Below are 20,034 nucleotides of genomic sequence, written 5' to 3' on the forward strand. Positions count from 1 at the left end.
TAAAATCGTTCCTCGTGATTCGGCTCTGACAGGGCCTCAAAGCAAGGAACGGCATGAGCAAGGCCCTCATTACATTCGCATTGGTCGCGGTGCTCACCGCATTGCTCATGGCGCTCAGCCTGGCGGTCGCCAGGCACGGCTATCCCTATGGCGCGATCGGGGTGAGGCGGCTGGACGGCATCGCCGATGCCGGGTCGTTCCTGCCACTCGCCGCCGTCTATTTTTTCGGCGCCATGCTGATGATGATCCTGCCGATCCGCGCCGCCGGCATCGTCTTGACCCATGCTGCGGATGCGCTGTTCTGGGCGGTGATTGCCCTGTTCGCCACAATTGTCGGCTGTCTCGTCGCCCGCTGGGCTTTCGGCCAGAGCAGCGTGCTGTGGGCGCTCCTGAACTGGCGTTTCCTGTTCGCCGCGGCCATCGTTGGCAGCCATTTCACCATGAACGAGCTGCGCCGCAACATCCTGCTCAGGAGCTTGTTCTTCGTCATCTTCGCCGCGGCGACGCTGGCTTGCCTGTTCTGGACTTTTCCGACCTGACAGGGCCGCTTCATATTGTCCATCTTGAGGTCGCGGCTTTCATAGCCGCGCGCCATCGGCTATCCAGTCCGCAGCTAGATTTCAGCCCTCACAGTGTCGTCATTTGTCTGATAAATGATTCAGGCATACGGCACCCCCAGCGAACCAATACAAGGAAACCGCGACATGAGCCTGTTTCGTAAAAATCTGATCGATGGCGAGTGGGTGGGCGAGGCCGGCTCGCGCAACATCAATCCCTCGAACACGGGCGATGTCGTTGGCGAATATGCCTCGGCCGGCGCCGAGCAGGCAAAGCAGGCCATCGCGGCGGCCAAAGCCGCCTTCCCGGCCTGGTCGCGTTCGGCGCCGCTGGTGCGCCACGCCGTGCTGAAAAAGGCGTCGGACGAGATCATGGCGCGCAAGGACGAGATCGGCCGCGCGCTGTCGCGCGAAGAGGGCAAGACGCTGGCCGAGGGCATTGGCGAGACCATCCGCGCCGCCCAGATCTTCGACTTCTTCGCCGGCGAGACGCTGCGCCTGTCGGGTGAATTGGTGCCCAGCGTGCGCCCGGGCGTCGGCGTCGAGATCACCCGCGAAGCCGTCGGCGTGGTAGGCATCATCACCCCGTGGAATTTCCCGATCGCCATCCCCACCTGGAAGATCGCGCCGGCGTTGGCCCACGGCAACACCATCGTCTTCAAGCCGGCCGAATTGGTGCCGGAGAGCGCCTGGACCATCGTCGACATCCTGCACCGCGCCGGCCTGCCGAAAGGCGTGCTCAATTTGGTCATGGGCAAGGGCTCGGTGGTCGGCCAGGCCATGCTTGACAGCCCCGACCTCAACGCCATCACCTTCACCGGCTCGGTCGGCACCGGCAAACGCGTCGCCGCCGCAAGCGTCGAGCATATGCGCAAGTTCCAGCTCGAAATGGGCGGCAAGAACCCGATGGTCGTGCTTGATGACGCCGACCTCGCCACGGCGGTCGAATGCGCCATCAACGGCGCCTATTTCTCGACCGGCCAGCGTTGCACGGCCTCTTCTCGCCTGGTGGTGACCGAGGGCATTCACGACCGCTTCGTCGCCGCGCTCAAGGAGCGCCTGGAAAAGCTCGTCATCGGCGATGCGCTCGACACCAAGACCCAGATAGGACCGGTCGTCGATGCGAGCCAGCTCAAGCAGGACGAGGACTACATCGCCATCGGCAGCAAGGAAGGCGCCAACCTCGCTTTCGGCGGCGAGCGGCTCGATCGCGAAACGCCCGGCTTCTACCTCAGGCCGGCACTGTTCACCGAGAGCACCAACGCCATGCGCATTTCGCGCGAAGAAATCTTCGGGCCGGTCGCCAATGTCATCCGTGTCAAGGATTATGACGAGGCGCTGGCGGTTGCCAACGACACGCCCTTCGGCCTGACGTCCGGCATCTGCACCTCGAGCCTCAAGCATGCCACGCATTTCCGGCGCAACTCCGAAGCCGGCATGGTGATGGTCAATCTGCCGACGGCGGGCGTCGATTTCCACGTCCCGTTCGGTGGTCGCAAGGGATCGAGCTACGGCCCGCGCGAGCAGGGCCGCTATGCCGCGGAGTTCTACACCACGGTAAAGACAGCCTATACATTTGCCGGCTGATCGCGGGGGAACCGATGACGGCGGCGAAAGAGGACCTGACCTGGCTCAACCCACCGACGCATCATGTTGTCGGCGACGACACGGTGCATGTGCGCACCGGCAAGGAAACCGACTTCTGGCGCGAAACCTTTTACGGTTTCTGGCGTGACAATGGCCATTTCCTGTATCGGCCGGTCGAGGGTGACTTCAGCGCCGAAGTCACCGTCAAGGGCGACTACAAGGTGCTCTACGACCAGGCCGGGCTGATGCTGCGGCTGAGCGAAACGCACTGGATCAAGGCCGGCATCGAATACACCGACGGGCTGGCGTATTTCTCTGTCGTCGTCACCAACGACACCTCCGATTGGTCCCTTGTAGCCATCGCGGCCGGCCCCGACGGCGTCCGCATCCGCCTGACCCGCCACGCCGAGGCGATCCGCGTCCAGTATCTGGACTCCACCGATAGTCACTGGAAGCCGGTGCGGCTGGCCTATTTCCCGGTCTCGAAATCCGTCGATGTCGGCATGATGTGCTGCTCGCCGCAGCGCGAGGGTTTCGAAGTCACCTTTTCGGGCTTTACGGTCGGCCCGCCGATTTCCAGGCAGTTGCACGACTGAGGGCGATACCTAGCCGTCCGCGCGGTGCTGGAAGAACTGTAAAAACAGTTCTCTTTCGGTGGTGATGTCGAGCTTCTCATAGATGCGGCGGCGGTGGTTCTTCACCGTGCCAACGGTGATGCCGAGCCGCTCGGCGATGTTGGCGGTCGGGTGACCCGCCAGGATCAGCTGCACCAGTTCGCGCTCGCGCAAGGAAAGCTCCGGCCACAGGCTCGCAGGAATAGTCGGCTCTTGCCGGGGCGAGGCGCCGGGGCCGGTCGGCGCCGATGTGCGGGAGAATTCCGTCCCCCGCGCCTCAATGTCGAGTGCATGCAGCGCCTCGAACACCGGCAGCCGCTCGTCCAGCAGGGCGATCTCGCTCTCCTTGAAGGTGGAGGTCGAGCGGTCGAGGAAGATGCCGAGGCACCAGTCGCCGCCATCGGCCAGCATGATGCCGACCTCGTCGAAGATTTCCGACTGCGCCAGGAAGCCCGCTATGTACTGGCCGCGCTTGGCCTCGTCATCGGCAAGCCGCTTCAGCGGCAGGATGCCCAGCCGGCGTTCACGCCGCCACGAGGCATAGAACGGGTCGAAGACGTAGTAATTGTCGAGATAGCGCCGGACCATCTCGTCGGAGAAGCGCCGGTGCTTGATGAATTCCGGCGTCTGCGTCGCCGAATATCGGGTCACGGTGACGAGATCGTGCTCGATGTCGGCGCCGATCAGGTCAATCAGGCAGTCGACATGCCTGTCCGTACCGGTGGCGGCAATCGCCCTGGCGAGCGGCCCCCAGATATTGCCCATGCGCATGCCCTTTTCTCGGCGATCCCGGTCCGGCGGACATTGTGTCTTTTGGCATATGGCGCAAGGCCGCCCAAGGAATCTAGCTTGAGCCATCCTACAGCAATCCTGAGGCGACCGTGACCCAACCCAACCTCACCAGCCCCATCGTCGGCAATCCAATCGTCATCGGCATCGACGCCGGCGGCACCATGACCGACACGATCCTTGTCGACCAGGACGGCCACTTCAAGATCGGCAAGTCGGCAACCACGCCCAAGAACGAGGCCGAAGGCTTCCTCGCATCGGCCGAAGACGCGGCCGACGCCTGGGGCATCTCGCTGGAGCAGCTGTTCTCCGGCGTCAACGTCGTGCTCTATTCCGGCACCGGCATGCTCAACACACTGTTGTCGCGCACCGGGCGCCGGCTTGGCCTGATCACCACCAAGGGTCTGGAAGACATGATCCTGATGGGTCGCGGCCTGCAGGCCTGGGCCGACTATTCCTATGCCGACCGGCTGCATGCGGTGACCCACCATCATCCCGATCCGCTGGTGCCGCGCCGTCGCACCCATGGCGTCACCGAGCGCATCGACCAGTTCGGCGACATCGTGCTGCCGCTCTACGAGCATGAAGTCGCGATTGCGGCCAGGAAGCTGATTGCCGACAAGGTCGAGGCGATCTGCATCATGACCATCTTCTCGCACGTCAATCCGGTGCACGAAAAGCGCATCGCCGAGATATGCCGCGAGGAGGTGCTGAAAGCCGGCGCCGACATCCTCATCTACACCAGCCACGAGGTCCGCCCGGTCATCCGCGAACAGTCGCGGCTGAACTCGGTGCTGATCGAAGCCTACGCGACGTCGCGCGGCCGCAAGCAGCTTAGGGGTATCGAGGACGTTTCGAAAAAATACGGCTTCAAATACGGCGTGCAGACGCTGCTGTCCTTTGGCGGCCTGACCTCAATCAACCATCCGCGCCTGCACGAAACCATGATTTCCGGCCCGATCGGCGGTATTCTCGGCGCGGCCTATGTCGGCAAGCTCATCGGCAACGACTCCCTGATCTGCTCGGACATGGGCGGCACCTCCTTCGACATGGGCGTCATTTCGCGCGGCCAGACGCGGATCGAGAACGAGCCGCTGATGGACCGTTTCAAGCTCAACGTGCCGACGCTGCATCTCGACACGATCGGCGCCGGCGCCGGCATGATCCTCAAGGTCGACCCGCTGACCAAGAAAGTCTCGCTCGGGCCGGAAAGCGCCGGTTCCGACCCCGGCCCCATCTGCTTCGCCAGGGGCGGCACTGAACCCACCATCGCCGATTGCGACGCCATACTAGGCCGCCTCAACCCGTATTATTTCCTCGGCGGCAAGGTCGTCTTGCAGGTCGAGAAGGCGCGCAAAGCGTTTGAGGAAAAATGCTCCAGCATCCTTGGCGTCGGTGTCGAGGAGGCTGCCGAAGGCATGATCGACATGCTGGAAGCCGATGCCAACAACGCGCTGCGCCGGGTCATCTCCGGCCAGGGCATCCATCCCTCGGAATTCACGCTGCTGTCCTATGGCGGCTCGGGTCCGCTGCATCTGGCCGGCTGCTCCAGGGGCATCGGCTTCAAGGACATCATCACCTTCCAGTTTGCCGCCGCCTTCTCGGCCTTCGGCTGCACCACCGCCGATTTCATGCGTCGGCATTCGGTCTCGACGCAGCACGACATCGGCGCCCGCGCAAGCGATGACGAGCTGCTCGCTTTCGGCAAGAAGGTCACCGACGTCTGGAATGATCTCACCAAGGCGGCGGTCGACGAGATGATCAGCGACGGCCATATCAGAGACAAGATCAAGACCGTGCCGTTCCTGATGATGCGCTACACCGGCCAGCTCGAGGATGTCGAGGTCATGGCACCGCTTGCCGAGGTCAATTCGGCTGACGACATGCGTAGGGTCATCGACGAGTTCGAGGCGGTCTACGCCAAGGTCAACCATCGCGTTTCGCGCTATGGCGAAGCCGGCTTCACCATCACCGAGCTCGGATTGATCGCCACCGCCGACAAGGTCAAGCCGGTGCTCTTGAAGCGCCCGCTCGGCAAGTCGGCCCCGGCAGCAGCGCACAAGGGCGTGCGCGAGGCCTATATCGGGGGACGCTGGCACAAGGCCAATCTCTACGAGATGGACCTACTGCAGCCCGGCCATGAGGTGATCGGTCCGGCCATCATCGAACATCCCGCCACCACGCTCGTTGTTCATCCGCAGGACCGTGTCCACGTCGATGAGTGGACGCTGCTGCATTACACCCATTCTTGAAAGGGCACCGCCATGTTGGACAGACCTGCCTCGGCCCTGCGCCTTCGCGAACGGCTGCTCGATTCAGAACGGCTGATGGAAGAGACCGGCTGCTATGACGGCATCACCGAGCTCACGCTACGCAACCAGGACCCGCTGAAATTCGAGACGCTGCACACCAAGCTGCGCGCCTATTGCGTCTCGGCCCGCGAAATGGCCCGCCGCATCTCGGCCTCGCCCGGCGTGCGCGAAGTCGGCGAAATGGTGGTGGCGATCTATACGCCCGAGGGCGATGCGATCGCGCTGTCCAACGGCATCATGGTCCACGTCCACACGATGAGCCGCTTCATCAAATGGATGATCAGGAACAATTACGAGGAAAACCCGAAGATCCGCGAAGGCGACATCTTCGCCAACAACGATGCTTTCATCGGCACCGTGCAGGTGCCCGACGTCATGGACGTAATGCCGATCTTCCATGAAGGCACGCTGGTCGGCTGGGCCGGTGCGGTCTGCCACGAGCTCGAAGCCGGCGGCATCACGCCCGGCGGCGACGTCTGCCTGGCGCAGGAGCGCTTCACCGAAGGCCTGTTCGTCTGCGCCGAAAAGATCGGCGAGAATGACGAGATCCGCCGCGACTACGTCATCCGCTGCGAGCGCAATCTGCGCATGCCGATCTACTGGGTGCTGGACGAGAAGGCCAAGGTCGCCTCCTGCATCGACATGCGCGAAAGCGTCAAGCAGCTGATCTCGGAGATCGGCCTCGACTACTGGATGAAGGTATCGAAGGAGTTCATCGAGGAGGGCCGTCGTGCCCAGCTCGCCCGCACCCGCCAGCTCACCGTGCCCGGCATCTATCGCGGCCACACCTTCTACGGCCATGTCACGGCGGGCAAGCCCGGCTTCCAGCTGCTTGGCGATCCCGACTGGCTCTACAACATCCCGATCGAGATGGAGATCACCACCGACGGCAAGATCACCATGGACTTCGAGGGCACGCAGCCCTGGGGCTACCATTCGATGAACTGCACGCCGGCCGGCATGGATGGCGGCATGTTCGTCACCTTGACCCAGCACATGAATTTCGAGGGCCTGGTCAATGACGGCGCCTGGATGGCGACCGAGCTGAAGCTGCCGCACGGCACCTGGACCAACCCCGACAATGAGATGGTGGCGACCGCCACATCCTGGGCGCTGCTGCTGCCGGCCTATGGCGTGTTCCAGCGCCTTTTGTCGCGCGGCTTCGTCGCGCGCGGCTTCGTCGAGGAGGCCTTCGTTGGCCAGGTCAACAGCCCGATGATCGAGATGGGCGGCGAAAGCCAGTACGGTACGCCGTTCGGCATGGCGCATTTCGAATGCGCCGCCGCCGGCTCCGGCGCGCTGGCCATCGCCGATGGCCTCGACACCGCCTATGTCGGCTGGAATCCGGAATCCGACATGGGCAACATCGAGGTCTGGGAACAATCGATGCCGATGGTCTATATCGGCCGCTCGATCGTCCCCAATTCAGGGGGCGCCGGCAAATATCGCGGCGGCTGTTCCTTCGTCTCGACCTGGCTGATCAACAAGACCTCGCACCTGCGACTGCACACCTCCGAACACTCCTCGCGGGTATTCGACAATGGCGGCATGTGTGGCGGCTATCCCGCGCCGACCTGCCAGAAGCATCGCGCGGTACGCAATTCCAACATCCATGAACTGGCGGCAAAAGGCGAACCGCTCGCGCATGCCCCAGGTATCGATCCGCATGTCTCCGACTACGAGAAGAACATCGGCGGCGACCATGCCGTGGTCGAAGGCCCCTACATCACCTCGCCGCACAAGTCGGGGGACATCTTCAGCCATTCCTACAATGGTGGCGGCGGTTACGGCGACGTGCTGGAGCGCGATCCGGTCAAGACCGCCTGGGATGTCGAGAACGGTTTTCTCACCCGCCAGGCGGCGATCCAGATTTTCGGCATCGTGCTGAAGGACGACGCCGAGGGTTATCCGGTTGCCGATATCGACGCCACCGTCGAACGTCGTGCCGCCATGCGCAGAGAGCGTCTGGCCAAGGCGATCCCGGTTTCCGACTGGATCGCTGCCGAACACGGCCGTGTCGAGAAGGCCGACTTCGCGCCCGAGGTGAAGAAAATGTATGCCAGCGCGATCAAGCTGTCGTCGCGCTTCACCAGGGATTTCAGCGATTTCTGGACCGTCGACGCCAGATCGATCTTCATGCCGGGAGCAAAGCCATGACCTCGTACAGCAAGGAAGTCCTCGGCGATCTCTCAGCCGGCAAGCTCCCCTGGCCTCAGACAAAGCGCATCATGAGCGCCTACAAGGACGACGACCGCTTCTTCAAGATGCTCGCCGTCTATCAGGACCGTGTCACCTGGAAGGACCCGATCCTGCTGCCGGTCTCGGATCACCTGTTCATCTGCCAGAGCGGCGACGAGCGCATCACCCGTTGCGAATGCGGCCACTCCTTCGGCGACTACCGCAAGAACTGGAAGCTCAAGGCCGCGATCAACGTGCGCAACACCGAGGCAGCGCTGCGCGAGATCTATCCCAACAGCGATATCCCCGATCCGCAATGGATGGAAATCCGCGAATTCATCTGCCCGCAATGCGGCACCATGCACGAGGTCGAGGCGGCAGCACCCGGCTATCCGATCGTGCATGATTTCGAACCCGATCTCGAAGGCTTCTATCGCGAGTGGCTGGGCAAACCGCTTTAGCGACGTGGTGACCAGCGCTGCAGGCAAGGTAGCGCTCGTCACCGGGCTGGGTCTAAGACTATGGCATCAAACGTCGGCATCGGAGATTCACTGCCCATGACAGACCTTTCCGGCCGCAGTGCGATCGTCACCGGCGGGTTTTCCGGCATGGGCTTCGCCATTGCGACGGCGTTGGCGCAGGCCGGCGCAAATGTAGCGGTCGGCTCCTACATCGCCCCCGCCGGCGCCGACAGAACCGACGCCGCCTACTATCCCGGCGCCGATGAAATCGAGCGCGTGCGGTTGGCCCTGTCGGCACACGGCACCAGGGTTTATGCCGCCCATCTCGATGTCTGCGACAGCGATGTGACCAACCGGTTTGCGGCTGACGCACAAGCCGCCATCGGCCCGGGAGACATACTGGTCAATGCCGCGGGCACCACCGCCGAACAGCCGGTCTGCGGCCATTCCGACGCACTGTGGGACAAGATCGTCGACACCAATCTGAGCGGAGCGTTCCGCGTCACCCGAGCTGTGCTGCCCGGCATGATCGAGCGCGGCTGGGGCCGTATCGTCAACATCGGCTCGACAGCGGCTTCCGTCGGCTGGAAGGACAACCCGGCCTACTGCGCCTCGAAGGCCGGGCTGCTCGGCCTTACCCGCTGCGTGGCGCTGGAAGGCGCCGCGCACGGTGTCACCTGCGTCATGATCAGCCCGACCTGGGTCGAGACCGAACTGATGCGCCGCAACGTGGCGCAGGTGGTCGAGCGTGAGGGCAACGGCAGAACCGCCGAGGAAGCGATGGCCGAGATCGCCAAGGGCAATCCCCAGCAGCGCATGCTGCAGCCGCAGGAAATCGCGGCTCTAGCCGTGTTCCTGTGCTCGGATCTGGCCAAGGGCATCACCATGGAAAACATCCAGATCACCGGCGGAGCGCTGTGGTAGCGGCCACAGTTTGAATTTTCGAACGAGCGAGCCGCATTAACGCCATTTGTCGGTTGCATGTTCGTTTTGGCCCTGCCTGCGGCAACTTTACCCCTCGCGGCAAATTTACCATTGAGTGACAGGCGATAGAGGTTATATTGTGCACTGCACAATGGATGCCCGCTGATCGGGATCCGGCAAGGGCAGGTTCCGGCGATCGCGCATGACGCAGAAAAGCCGACCATGGGCGCTTCAGCCCAGCTGAAAGGCGGCAGCATGAGAAATCCGGTACGAATATGAAGATCCCGAAATCCATTCTGATCGATCCGGACAACAACAAGGCCTATGCCGCCTTCGCCGTTGCGGTGTCGGTCTTTGCCTTCGCCTACTCCACCAATTTCGGCCAGATCCTGATCCTCGCCTACTATCTGGTATGGCTGCCGCTGCTGTTCGTCGACTACCGGCGTTTCGCCCGCGATCTCTCCAGCGCCTGGCTGCCGCTGCTGTTTGCGGCCTATGTCTGTTTGTCGCTGTTCTGGTCGCAAGCGGCCGGCACCAGCGCGCGGGCGGGGCTGCAATATTTCTCCCACATGCTGTGCGCCTACATCGCGGCGCGCACCATCAGCACGCGCACGCTGGTGCTGGGCTCGCTGATCGGCATCTTCATCGTGCTGCTGTATTCGCTGAAGGTTGGCGCCTATGCGCTCGACACTATCGACGGCACCACCAATTTCGTCGGCGCCTTCGGCTCCAAGAACCAGATCGGCTTCTTCGCCTCGCTCGGCATCTTCTTCTGCTTCGCTTTTCTGGCCTTCTACCGGCGCAACTGGATGAGCTTCGTCTGGACCGCGCCGATCATCCTGCTGTCCGTCTATATGCTGGCGATCGCCCACTCGGCGACGTCAGTCGCTTCGCTTCCGGCGGTGATCGGTGTCGTTGCCTTGCTTGCCATGAGCAAGGTTCTGTCACGCCGCTACCGCCGCGTGCTGTTCGTCGTCGGCGCTACGGCGCTGGTGGGCGGTGTGATGGCTGCGCTGAACCTTGGCTTGCTCGATGTCGTGCTCGGCATCTTCGGCAAGGATTCGACGCTGACCGGCCGCACCTATCTCTGGGAACAGGGCTGGGCCGCCGCGCAGCAGCGTCCGGTGCTCGGTTATGGCTATGCCGCCTACTGGATCCAGGGTTTTGCCGATCCGGAACGGCTCTGGGCCGAGTTCTACATCTCCACCCGCACCGGCTTCCATTTCCACAACACCTATATCGAGACGCTGGTCGAGCTCGGCTTCATCGGCGTGACGATGCTGGCGCTGATCATCCTGCGCTCCTTCTGGGGCCATGTTTCGAAGGTGGTGTTCGGTGACTGGAGCGCCGATTCGGTGGTGCTCGCCGGCGCGGTCGGCATGATGCTGATCCGCTCCTTCTTCGAGGTCGAGATCCTCGGCCCCTATTTCATGGCCTCGTTCATCGTCTATTACGGCCTGTTCAAGCTGCGCCCGGTGCCGCTCGCCAGGGCAAGGCGGGCCTATGTTCCGGTGCCGGACGAGAACACCGCCAACGGCCGCATGCCGGCGCGCGTCTGACTTGCTTATCTCAGGCGACGGCGCGCTTGCGCAGCATCAGCCGCTGCAGGAAGCGGCGCAACGGCTCGTCATAGACGCGCGTGGCGATGTCGGCGATGACGATGACCGAAACCGCCATGACGATGCCGAACCAGGGATGATGCGCGAACGGGTCGATCGCTGCGGCCTTGCCCGCCCCGGCGATGATCATCAGCAGCGGCGTGTGGATGATGTAGATCGGGTAGGAAATCCGCCCCAGCCAGCCATAGAGGCCTGACAGGCGCGGCGCCGTCGGCGCAATAGTGCCGACCACCACCAGCGCCGGGAAAACAAAGACGACGCAGGCGAGATCGTAGGCGACGCGCGCGCCGCCGGCCGGCGCGATGGCAAAGACGATGAGCGTCAGCGCGATCGCACCCTCGACCCACCAGCCGCGCCGCAGGAAGTCGAGCCCGCTTTGATAGCGTGTCATGGACCGGCAAAGCAGCACGCCCAGGAAGAACGAGAAACAGACGCGCGGCAGGCCGCTGATGATGGTCGAGCCGGTCATGCCGAAGTCGAGGGTGCCGGCCACGATCGAAGCGATGACCAGCAGCACCAGGCTGACGGCGATGAGCACGGTCAGCACGCGTTTCGTCAGCAGGAAGAAGACGGCGACATAGGCGATGTTGACGATCAGCTCGAAGAACAGCGACCACGACGCGGGGTTGAGCGGAAAGATCGTGTGATAGGCATCGCTGACCAGCGGGATGAAGAACATGCCGGTCGTCAGCATGGTGCCGATCTCGGAGATCGGCATGTATTCCGCCGGAATCAGCGGGTTCTTGACGATGAGATAGAAGAAACCGAGCAGCGTGCCGGCGAGGTAGAGCGGGTAGAGGCGTATCAGGCGGATCGCCACGAACGTGCCGAAGCCCATGCCGTTTTCGATCTTGCGGTCATAGGCATGCGCGATGACGAAGCCGCTGAGCAGGAAGAACAGGTCAACCGCCAGATAGCTCGACGGCAGCACCTTGCCGGCGGCCAGGAACGGCGAGAAGTGGTAGAGCATGACGCTGATCGCCGCGACGCCGCGGATGGCATCGAGATTGAGGTAGACGTGGCGCGGTGCGGCGGGCTGCATGGAATGCCTTCAAGCGGTCGAAAAACGGAAGTTCCCGCCCGCACCCTGGCGCGAACGAGCCGAACTGGTTCCTCCCGCCTCCATCGCGCGGGCCTCGCCGAGCGAGCCCGAGCGCTAGAGCAATTCCGGGAAAAGTGGGAAACGGTTTTCCGTCCGGAATTGCTCCAAACAAACAGGTTACTGGCTGGCCGTCGGCGCCAGCTTCACCTTGATGACGTCGCCCGGCAGCACCGGCGTATCTTCCTTGGCGTCGATCTCGCTGGTCTTGCCGTCGGTCACGCGCACCAGCGAATAGATGAGCGCCGGCTCTTCATTGTTGTTTGTGATGGCGGCGGTCGTGGCCGGGTCCGATGCCTGGGCCATCAGGCCCTGTTGCATGTTGACCCTGAGTGCGGCTTCGTTGAGGTCTGCTTCGACCTGCTGCCGGTCGGCGGCAAGTCTCGAGTTCAACGTGTTCTGGGCATCGATGGCATCCTGCGTCGCCTTGCTGACCGACTGCTTGGCGGTGAGGACCGCCGTCTCATAGTCCAGGATCTTGCCCTGCAGATCGGTGACCGACTGTTGCGAGGAAAGCAGGCGTGCGTTGGCGACTAGGCCCTTTTGCGCCAGCGGACCGATACTGTCCGCCTGCTGCTGCGCCAGGTCGACCTGCTTTTGCTGGTTGACGATCTTTTTCTGCAGCGCCTCGATTTCGGACTGCAGGACCCCTTTCAGATCGTCAAGCGCCTGCAGCTTCAGCTTCAACGCTTTCTGGTCGGAGATCAGGATCTGCATTTCGTCGGCGACGATTGTCGCCAGGCGCGGGTCGCCCTCGACTTCCTTAGGCGCCTCGAAACTCTCCTTGCCGGCGAGATCGGCATCGATGCGGGCACGCTTGACGATCAACCGCACGCGCTGGTCGTCATAAATGTCGAAATTGCCCTTGGCGGTGATCAGGTCCTTGCCGAGCTGGGTGCCCAAATCGGCGTTGCGCCGGATGCCGCCGGCGATGCTGATCGCCTTGAGCACGGTCAGCTCCGGCACATAGGGAAACTGGCCAGGGGTCTGGATCTCGCCCGAGATGTAGAACGGCCGGAACTGCACCATTTCCACCGAGGCTTCCGGCTTGTCCGACAAGGCAAGCTTGCGCTGCAGGGCGACGCTGATCGCGGCCGCAACCTCTGACGTGGTCTTGCCGGCGGCCGGCAGTTCGCCGACGAACGGCACCGACAAATTGCCGGCTGGACCGACCGAATATTCGCCGTTTACCGCCGACCAGTCACGGAACGTGCCTTCCACCGTCTGCCACTCGGCGACGCGGATGTTGAGCTTGTCCTGCGAGCCGAGCCGGTACTCGTCGGCCATGGCCGGAACCGCGAGCGACAGAGCGAGGCACGTGGCGACGAGCCGTGCCGGCCGCATCGGGCCGGCAAGGCGAAAATACGCTGATATGTCTGTTTTCAACTGACGTTTCCGATCCGTTTTGGCCCCATCCGCCCGATAGGCCTGCTGCCGAGTGCCTCCTTCGGAACCTGGCAGAACACTATGGCTGCAATGCGAGACCGGCCCATCGCCGAATAGCTTTGGACCGGATTGGCTTCGGGCCGTGCCGGCCCGATTGCTGACCAGTTGCGGTCGGTCAGTAGGAACCGCGCGACATCCACACCGCGGGCACGGTCTTGAGGATGATGCGAACGTCTTCGAACAGCGACCAGTTCTCGACATAGTGACGGTCGAACGCGACGCGACTGTCATAGGAGACATCGTTGCGTCCGCTGACCTGCCAGAGCCCGGTCAGGCCCGGCCGCGACTTCAAATAATAGACCGCGGCGCTGCCGTAGATCTCAAGCTCGTCGCGCACCACCGGGCGAGGCCCGACAAGGCTCATGTCGCCCTGCAGGATGTTGATGATCTGCGGCAGCTCGTCGAGGCTGAGCTTGCGCAGAACGGCGCCGACGCGGGTGACGCGCGGATCGTTCTTCAGCTTGCGGGTCGCGATCCATTCGGCGTTGGCTTCCGGGTTGGCCGCAAGATAGGCGGCCAGCACACGTTCGCCGTCTTCGACCATGGTGCGGAACTTGAGGCAGGGGAAAATCCGCCCACCGCGTCCGATGCGCTTGTGGCCGTAGAAGATCGAGCCGCCGTCGGAAAGCTTGACCAGAAGGGCCACCATCAGGAACAGCGGGCTAAGCGCCACCAGGCCGACAAGTGAACCGAAAATATCGAAACTGCGCTTCAGCAGCCCGCCGATGGGTGGCGGAAAATCTACGCCGACATGCGAAAATGCCGCATTGGCCGACTTGGCAACGTCCCTCATGCAAAAGCTCCATACGTTGAACGGATGGTTTATGCCACGATACCAAAAAAATGCTGCAGCGCAACACACAATTTCCCATATGGCTGAAATAGTCACGTCAGGAATTGACTAAATAATAAACCGTCCTTGCCCAAATTTTGCCCTTTATGGCGGGTTTGTGACGAATAATTAGCAACCGTAGGAAATGTAATGCCTTTTTTCGGCGGGTTTTGGGCAAATCGTCCTTTGCCGCAGAGGGAACGGCTTTAACTGATTTTCGAATCACTGGCTTTGCTAAATTAATCAAGTAAAATACTAATCAACATTGTAGATTCTACTGTAGTATAAAGCGCATGACGAGTTAGGCCACCACCCCTGCGTGTGCATCGCAGCATGGCGGAGTCCAAGCCGCCGCCAAGCCGAAAATTATTGCTGGTTGCCCTTGCCGTCAGTTTCGCGCCTTAATAGAGTCGCAAATTATTCCTGATAGAGTCTGGATGGGTTGGGAAGGCCGGAAGCAACCGGCCGAAAAAGAGCAGCTAAATAAGCTCGCATGGCGAATGGGGAGATACTCGGGTGGGTAAGTCATCGCTTTTGCATGCTCGGGCCGGTTGACGGGCCGCCGAACATGTCATTACCAAAATTCGTCATTGGAATGGTTTTCGCCCTCGCGATCGTGGTCGCGTGGTCCTATGTCGACGGCGCGACGGTCACCACAACGGTGCTTCGCGTCATCGGCTGCGCTGTCCTCATCCAAGTCGGTTATTTCCTGTTGGTGTATGTTATGATCGCCAGGAGCGCGCCGACATCGGCCGACAGGGCTCGCGACGCCGAAAGAAGCCTCGGCGCCGACAAGGCGGTTGAAGGCGAGAAGCTCTCGGCGAGGCGCAGCGTGCATTGAGCAGTCTGAAGCCGCAAGGTCGGCCTCGGATCATCTTGCTGCCGGACTCAGCCTGCTTCGGCCGGCTCGGGTTCCGATTGCTCGCCTGAAAGCATTTTCGACAGGCGGCTGCCGGCCTTCGCTTTCAACCTCTGATATTGCCCGACTTCGACGATTCGTCCGTTTTCGACTGCAACCACCCAGTCGGCGAAGGCGATCATCGATGGCCTGTGCGCAATGGTCAGGATCGTCATCGATCCGCGCAAGCCGTCGATCGACTTGGCGATCAGGGATTGGTTCTGCCAGTCGAGCGCGCTGGTCGCCTCGTCGAGAATGAGCAGCGAAGGTTTGCGCAGCAGCGCGCGCGCCAGCGCGATGCGCTGGCGTTCGCCGCCCGAGAGCCGGACGCCGCGGTCGCCGACCACCGTGTCGAGCCGCAACTCCAGCCGCTCGACGAAGTCGGCGCCATGCGCAGCGCGCAGTGCAGTCCACAGCTCCGCGTCAGTGGCTTGCGGCGCGGCAAGGCGCAGATTGGCGGCGATCGTATCGTGCAGCAGGAACACGTCTTGCGGCACATACGCCACCTGGTCGCGCCAGCGCCGGCGGTTGGCCGCGCCGATCTCGACGCCATCGGCCAGGATTTTGCCCTCGCTCGGTTCGAGCAGGCCAAGCAGCATGTCGGCAAGCGTGCTCTTGCCCGAGCCTGACGGACCGATCAGCGCCGTTACCTTGCCGGCGGGAAGGCCAAACGTCACATCGCTCACCACCGGCTTGCCGCCGGCCTCATAGGCAAAGGAGACGTTGCGGATGTTGAGCCCGACATCGAGCGACAGCTTGGCATCCGATTCGAGGTTTGCCGGCTCGCGTTCGGCATCGAAACGCGCCTGCATGTCGCGCATCGAGGCATAGGCCGGCAGGTTGATCAGCACCTGCTGCGCCTGCATCTGCATGTCCATGAAACGCGGCGCGATGCGCATGAACACCAGAAGCAGGACAACGATCTCGGCCAGCGAGAGGTTGAAGCGGACCAAAGCGACATAGATGAACAGGCTCAGACCAATGACGCTGGCGACCTGGAACAGAGCGGTGCCGATGGTGCTGTTGCGCACATAGTTGATGTTGTCGGCCTTCATCTTCTCCAGCGTCGCGCGAAGCTGCGCGTAATAGGTCGCCTCGACATTCAGGCTCTTGGCCACCTTGATGCCGCCGAGGAACTCCGAGACCGTTCGGTACTGCTCCTGGCGATTGCTGGTCAAAACCCGGCCGAAGGCGCTGGCTCGTGCCCGAAACGGCTGCAGTGCCAGGAAGGTGACGATGCCGACGACAATGGCAAACGCCGTCATCACTGTCGAAATGAACAGCGAGACAACGAGATAACCCGCCAGAAGCACGGCGATCTGCACCAGCATCAGCAGCGAGAACGCCGCCGACTGCACGCGGTCGATATCGCCGGTCAGCGCATGGTCGAGATCCGAGATGCGCATGCGCGCGAATATCCCCCACCGCGCCTTGCCGATGCTCTCGAACAGGTTCATGCGCAGGCGATTGATGAAGTCGAGCAGCAGCCGCGCCATGTAGACGGATTTATAACGGTTGAACGCCGCCTGCAGCGCGACAAGCCCGACCAGCAGGCAAAGCACCGTGGTCAATTGCAGCGTTCCGTCCGGCGCCAGCCAGCGCACCCAGTCGCGGTCAGGCAACCTGACCGCGAAATTCTGCTCGGGTCGCCCGACCAGATGCAGCAGCGGCACCAGAAGCAGGATCGAGATGCCTTCGGTCAGGCTTCCCAGGATCAGGAACAGCAATGCCGTGAAGGTCCTGCGCCCGCCGATCCGGGCCATGGCGGCGCCGAAGCCGGCGACATCGCGGTAAAACGAAAAGCGCAGGATCTGCGATGCGGACATGTCAGTCACCGCGGCCCTTTGTCGGCCGCCAGATCGTTTTCGATCAGGGCGACGGCTTCGCCGATACGGTCGAGCCCGGTGGGCACTTCGAGGCGACAGACGCCGATCTGGCTGGCCAGGGCCGCGCATTGGCGAAGATGTGTCGTGGCAAAATCGCCGACCAGGGCTGGACGGCCGAAACGCGTCACATAGGAAAATTTGATGATGGCCGGCAGGGCGCCGATGCCTGGTAGCGGCGTGATCGCTGCCTTGTCGCCGCGCTCGAGGATATAGATCCGGGTCGCCGGCACCGCGTCTGCCGCAAATCCGGCGTGCAGGCGATGCTGCATCTTGTCGATCGCCGCATGCACCTGCGGGCGTATTTCTGCCTGGCGGATGGGAAACGCGGCGGCGGCATCGGCGGCGAGCTTCAACTGCGGAAAACCCGGAACGATCATCGGCCGGTCCGTGAGATCGAGCGCCACGACATCGTCGGTCAGCAATCGATGCCCGGCACGGATCATCGCGCTCGCCGTCGTCGATTTGCCGGCGCCCTTGTCGCCCATGAAGACAGCGCTCTTGCCGCCGACCGCAATGGCGCTGGCGTGCAGGATGAGCAGGCCGCGCTGGTGCAGGAGCAGTGCCATGACCGGACCGAGCAGCGGAAACGCCAGCAGCGCATCGTCGACATCGGGCGCCGGCTCCACCTCGATCCGGCAGGCATCGGTGATCAGGAAGGCGCCGACCGTCTGCCATGCCAAATATTGCTGCCGCGGCTCGAAACGGAAAGCGGTTCCGGTCTCGGGCGAGGGTTTTGGCAGGTCGATCGGGCCGACCGTGATCAGCACATCGACGCAAGCTGGTTCGCTCGGCTCTAGCTCAGGCAGTTCGACCTGCGAAGCGATCGTCAGCCCATAGGCTTTGTACAAGTGCTGTGCGCGAGCAGCAATTGCATGGCGGTCATCAGCGGCAAGAGGCATGTTGGCCGGCATCATCAGTGGCTCCCGCGCTGTTGCACCTGCCGCAGCCACAACGATAGCGAAATCGAACGCCATACATACTGGACATCGGGCAAGGTCGCGGCCTCGGGTTGGCTGGAAATGCGGCCATAGGCGGCGGTCACCTCAGGCAGGTTGACGTAAGGGGCAATCCGCGCCGCATCTTTCACCAGCACCTTGTCCAGGAGATCGCGGTGGTTGCCCAGCATGCCTTTGACCAAATTGGAGGTGAAATCGATCTTGTCGCGCCGCCACTGCACCGCCGGGGGCAAAATTCCTTCCATGGCACGGCGCAACACCGAGCGGCCAAAGCCCTGGTTCAGCTTTTCCGCGCCGGGCAGTGCCAGGCAGAACTCGACCAGAGGCTTGTCCCAGAAGGGGTAGCGCGGCTCGACGCCGAAATTCGCCGCCGCCTTGTCGAGTACCTCGAAGGCGTGCGGCACCATGCCGTTCGACAGCAGCCAGCGATGGGTCAAGGTCTCGCTGGCGCTGACCGCGGGCGACATGTAGCCGGCCCTGCGGAACCGTTCGACGAGGTCGGTACGCATCGCCAGGTCCGGATTGATCAGGGCGCGCCAGCTCGTCGCCGGCCGCCCAGTGGGATGGCGCCGCAATTTGCCAAGCACGCGGTTCGCGAACCGCTTGATTCTCGCGATGCGCCAGGCCGGCCCGTAAAGGGTAAGGAACTGGTAGTAGAGGCCGAGCATGCCATCGCCATAGGTGTTGGAGGCGCTGCGCAGCTCGCGCCACAGCTCCATCCATTTGCCGGCATAGGCGAGTTCGTGCAGATGGCCGTGGCCCTGCGAAACCACCTCGTCGCCTCCATGGCCGTCGAGCAGAACCTTCATGCCCTTGCCGCCGGCGGTCCTGTAGATGTCGCGGGTCAGCGACAGGCCGGGCGCAAGAAACGTTTCTTCCTGCTCCTCCAGGATGCGGTCGAATTCGGCGAAGGGGGCATAATTGCCGACCGAAATCAAAGTGCCGTCGACCTTCTCCTGTCCAAGCACTGCCTCGATGAAAGGCCGCTCGTCCATCGGCGAACCCTTTTCGAACACCAGCGAAAACGTCGGCAGCCTCGGCTTTCTCTGCGCGGCATTCTGAAGGCCCGCCACGCAGGCGATCGAGGAGGAATCGAGCCCTCCGCTCAGCATTGCGCCGACCGCAGGCGTGCCGCGCATGCGGTTGCGGACCGATTGCGAGAACAGATGCCGGAATTCCTCGGCCGTGTCCGATCGCATCGGCCTTGGCGAGGGTTCGATCTGCCAGTAGCGGCGCAGCACCACCTGGTTGCCGGTCACTGTCAGACTGTGGCGCGCCGGCAGGCGGAAGATATCGGCATAGGCTGTCGACTGCGGATCGTCGGGCAGCCCGGCCAGGAATCCCGAAATCTGGTGTTCGCTGATGCGCATGTCGACGCCGCCGGCATCGAGGATCGGCCCGATCTCCGAGGCAAAGACGAAGCGCCGGTCGCTCGAATGATAGTAGAACGGTTTGACGCCGAAATGGTCGCGCACGCAAAACAGCTGCCGGCGCTCGCCATCCCAGATGGCAAAGGCGAAGTCGCCTTGCAGATGCTCGGGGCAGGCTTCGCCCCAGCGCAGATAGGCGCTCATCACAAGCACGGCGTCGGCAACCGAATTGTCCCGGATGCCGAGCCTGGCCAAGAGTTCGTCGCGGTTGTCCAGCCGGCAATCCGCGGTGATTGCGAGCTTGCCGCCGGCCATGGTCAGCGGGCCGGGGCCGGCTTCATCGGTGGTGTTGAGCCAGGCGTGGCCAAGAACGACGCCCTCGTCGATCCACCACGAACTGCCGTCAGGCGCGCGATGCTGCATGCGGGCAAGCATGCGCTGGATGTCGGCCGCGGCGGCCTGCCTGCCTTCCTGCCTCAGCAGAATTCCGGCGACGCCGCTCATCG

16 protein-coding genes are annotated in these 20,034 nt (G+C 62.7%); 9 read left to right on the forward strand and 7 right to left on the reverse strand.

The window, feature by feature from the left end:
- Positions 1 to 53: 53 nt before the first annotated feature.
- The 3 genes from ACYG9V_RS07170 (at position 54) to ACYG9V_RS07180 (ending at position 2,740) form a co-directional block, all read left to right on the forward strand.
- Positions 54 to 539 carry a hypothetical protein gene (locus ACYG9V_RS07170; protein ID WP_023694218.1) on the forward strand — a complete coding sequence of 162 codons (486 nt, stop codon included), beginning with the start codon at positions 54 to 56 and terminating at the stop codon, positions 537 to 539.
- Positions 540 to 704: 165 nt separating this feature from the next.
- Positions 705 to 2,144 (forward strand): aldehyde dehydrogenase family protein, encoded by a 1,440-nt coding sequence (locus ACYG9V_RS07175; RefSeq protein WP_023684246.1) that lies wholly within the window; start codon positions 705 to 707, stop codon positions 2,142 to 2,144.
- A 14-nt stretch (positions 2,145 to 2,158) separates the two neighbouring features.
- Positions 2,159 to 2,740: a DUF1349 domain-containing protein gene (locus tag ACYG9V_RS07180; RefSeq protein ID WP_023703587.1), complete on the forward strand. Its 582-nt coding sequence runs from the start codon at positions 2,159 to 2,161 to the stop codon at positions 2,738 to 2,740.
- A gap of 9 nt (positions 2,741 to 2,749) precedes the next feature.
- On the opposite strand, the gene ACYG9V_RS07185 is transcribed toward ACYG9V_RS07180, so the two are convergent.
- Positions 2,750 to 3,529: a helix-turn-helix transcriptional regulator gene (locus ACYG9V_RS07185; protein WP_352763972.1), complete on the reverse strand. Its 780-nt coding sequence runs from the start codon at positions 3,527 to 3,529 to the stop codon at positions 2,750 to 2,752.
- Between the two features lie 110 nt (positions 3,530 to 3,639).
- Here ACYG9V_RS07185 and ACYG9V_RS07190 point away from each other — a divergent pair, with 110 nt between their 5' ends.
- From ACYG9V_RS07190 to ACYG9V_RS07210, 5 genes are all read left to right on the forward strand, one after another.
- On the forward strand, positions 3,640 to 5,799 hold the full coding sequence (locus ACYG9V_RS07190; RefSeq protein ID WP_352763974.1) for a hydantoinase/oxoprolinase family protein: 2,160 nt from the start codon (positions 3,640 to 3,642) through the stop codon (positions 5,797 to 5,799).
- A gap of 12 nt (positions 5,800 to 5,811) precedes the next feature.
- On the forward strand, positions 5,812 to 8,016 hold the full coding sequence (locus ACYG9V_RS07195) for a hydantoinase B/oxoprolinase family protein (protein ID WP_352763976.1): 2,205 nt from the start codon (positions 5,812 to 5,814) through the stop codon (positions 8,014 to 8,016).
- Positions 8,013 to 8,498: an acetone carboxylase subunit gamma gene (locus ACYG9V_RS07200; protein WP_023729650.1), complete on the forward strand. Its 486-nt coding sequence runs from the start codon at positions 8,013 to 8,015 to the stop codon at positions 8,496 to 8,498. The genes ACYG9V_RS07195 and ACYG9V_RS07200 overlap by 4 nt, the downstream gene beginning before the upstream one ends.
- A gap of 96 nt (positions 8,499 to 8,594) precedes the next feature.
- Positions 8,595 to 9,422 carry an SDR family NAD(P)-dependent oxidoreductase gene (locus tag ACYG9V_RS07205; protein WP_352763978.1) on the forward strand — a complete coding sequence of 276 codons (828 nt, stop codon included), beginning with the start codon at positions 8,595 to 8,597 and terminating at the stop codon, positions 9,420 to 9,422.
- A gap of 275 nt (positions 9,423 to 9,697) precedes the next feature.
- Positions 9,698 to 10,981, forward strand: coding sequence for an O-antigen ligase family protein (locus ACYG9V_RS07210; protein ID WP_023689977.1), 1,284 nt, complete (start codon positions 9,698 to 9,700; stop codon positions 10,979 to 10,981).
- 10 nt (positions 10,982 to 10,991) lie between these two features.
- On the opposite strand, the gene ACYG9V_RS07215 is transcribed toward ACYG9V_RS07210, so the two are convergent.
- From ACYG9V_RS07215 to ACYG9V_RS07225, 3 genes are all read right to left on the reverse strand, one after another.
- Positions 10,992 to 12,083, reverse strand: coding sequence for an acyltransferase family protein (locus tag ACYG9V_RS07215; RefSeq protein ID WP_352763979.1), 1,092 nt, complete (start codon positions 12,081 to 12,083; stop codon positions 10,992 to 10,994).
- A gap of 177 nt (positions 12,084 to 12,260) precedes the next feature.
- Complete coding sequence (locus tag ACYG9V_RS07220) at positions 12,261 to 13,484, reverse strand: polysaccharide biosynthesis/export family protein (RefSeq protein WP_032904309.1); 1,224 nt, start codon at positions 13,482 to 13,484, stop codon at positions 12,261 to 12,263.
- Between the two features lie 217 nt (positions 13,485 to 13,701).
- Complete coding sequence (locus ACYG9V_RS07225) at positions 13,702 to 14,379, reverse strand: sugar transferase (RefSeq protein WP_023668816.1); 678 nt, start codon at positions 14,377 to 14,379, stop codon at positions 13,702 to 13,704.
- A gap of 607 nt (positions 14,380 to 14,986) precedes the next feature.
- On the opposite strand from ACYG9V_RS07225, the gene ACYG9V_RS07230 reads away from it, so the two are divergent.
- A complete protein-coding gene (locus ACYG9V_RS07230; protein WP_023711266.1) occupies positions 14,987 to 15,259 on the forward strand; it encodes a hypothetical protein in 273 nt (90 codons plus the stop codon).
- A 47-nt stretch (positions 15,260 to 15,306) separates the two neighbouring features.
- Here ACYG9V_RS07230 and ACYG9V_RS07235 read toward each other — a convergent pair whose 3' ends face one another.
- The 3 genes from ACYG9V_RS07235 to ACYG9V_RS07245 are packed head-to-tail and all read right to left on the reverse strand — an operon-like array spanning position 15,307 to position 20,032.
- Complete coding sequence (locus ACYG9V_RS07235; RefSeq protein WP_352763980.1) at positions 15,307 to 17,142, reverse strand: ABC transporter ATP-binding protein; 1,836 nt, start codon at positions 17,140 to 17,142, stop codon at positions 15,307 to 15,309.
- Positions 17,143 to 17,147: 5 nt separating this feature from the next.
- The gene (locus tag ACYG9V_RS07240; protein WP_352459278.1) at positions 17,148 to 18,116 is read right to left on the reverse strand and encodes a phosphoenolpyruvate carboxykinase (ATP); all 969 of its coding nucleotides are present in this window, start codon (positions 18,114 to 18,116) and stop codon (positions 17,148 to 17,150) included.
- Positions 18,116 to 20,032 carry a lasso peptide isopeptide bond-forming cyclase gene (locus ACYG9V_RS07245; RefSeq protein WP_352763982.1) on the reverse strand — a complete coding sequence of 639 codons (1,917 nt, stop codon included), beginning with the start codon at positions 20,030 to 20,032 and terminating at the stop codon, positions 18,116 to 18,118. Before ACYG9V_RS07245 ends, ACYG9V_RS07240 begins: the two co-directional genes overlap by 1 nt.
- Between the last annotated feature and the right edge of the window lie 2 nt (positions 20,033 to 20,034).

It is taken from the genome of Mesorhizobium sp. W016 (genome assembly GCF_054719485.1).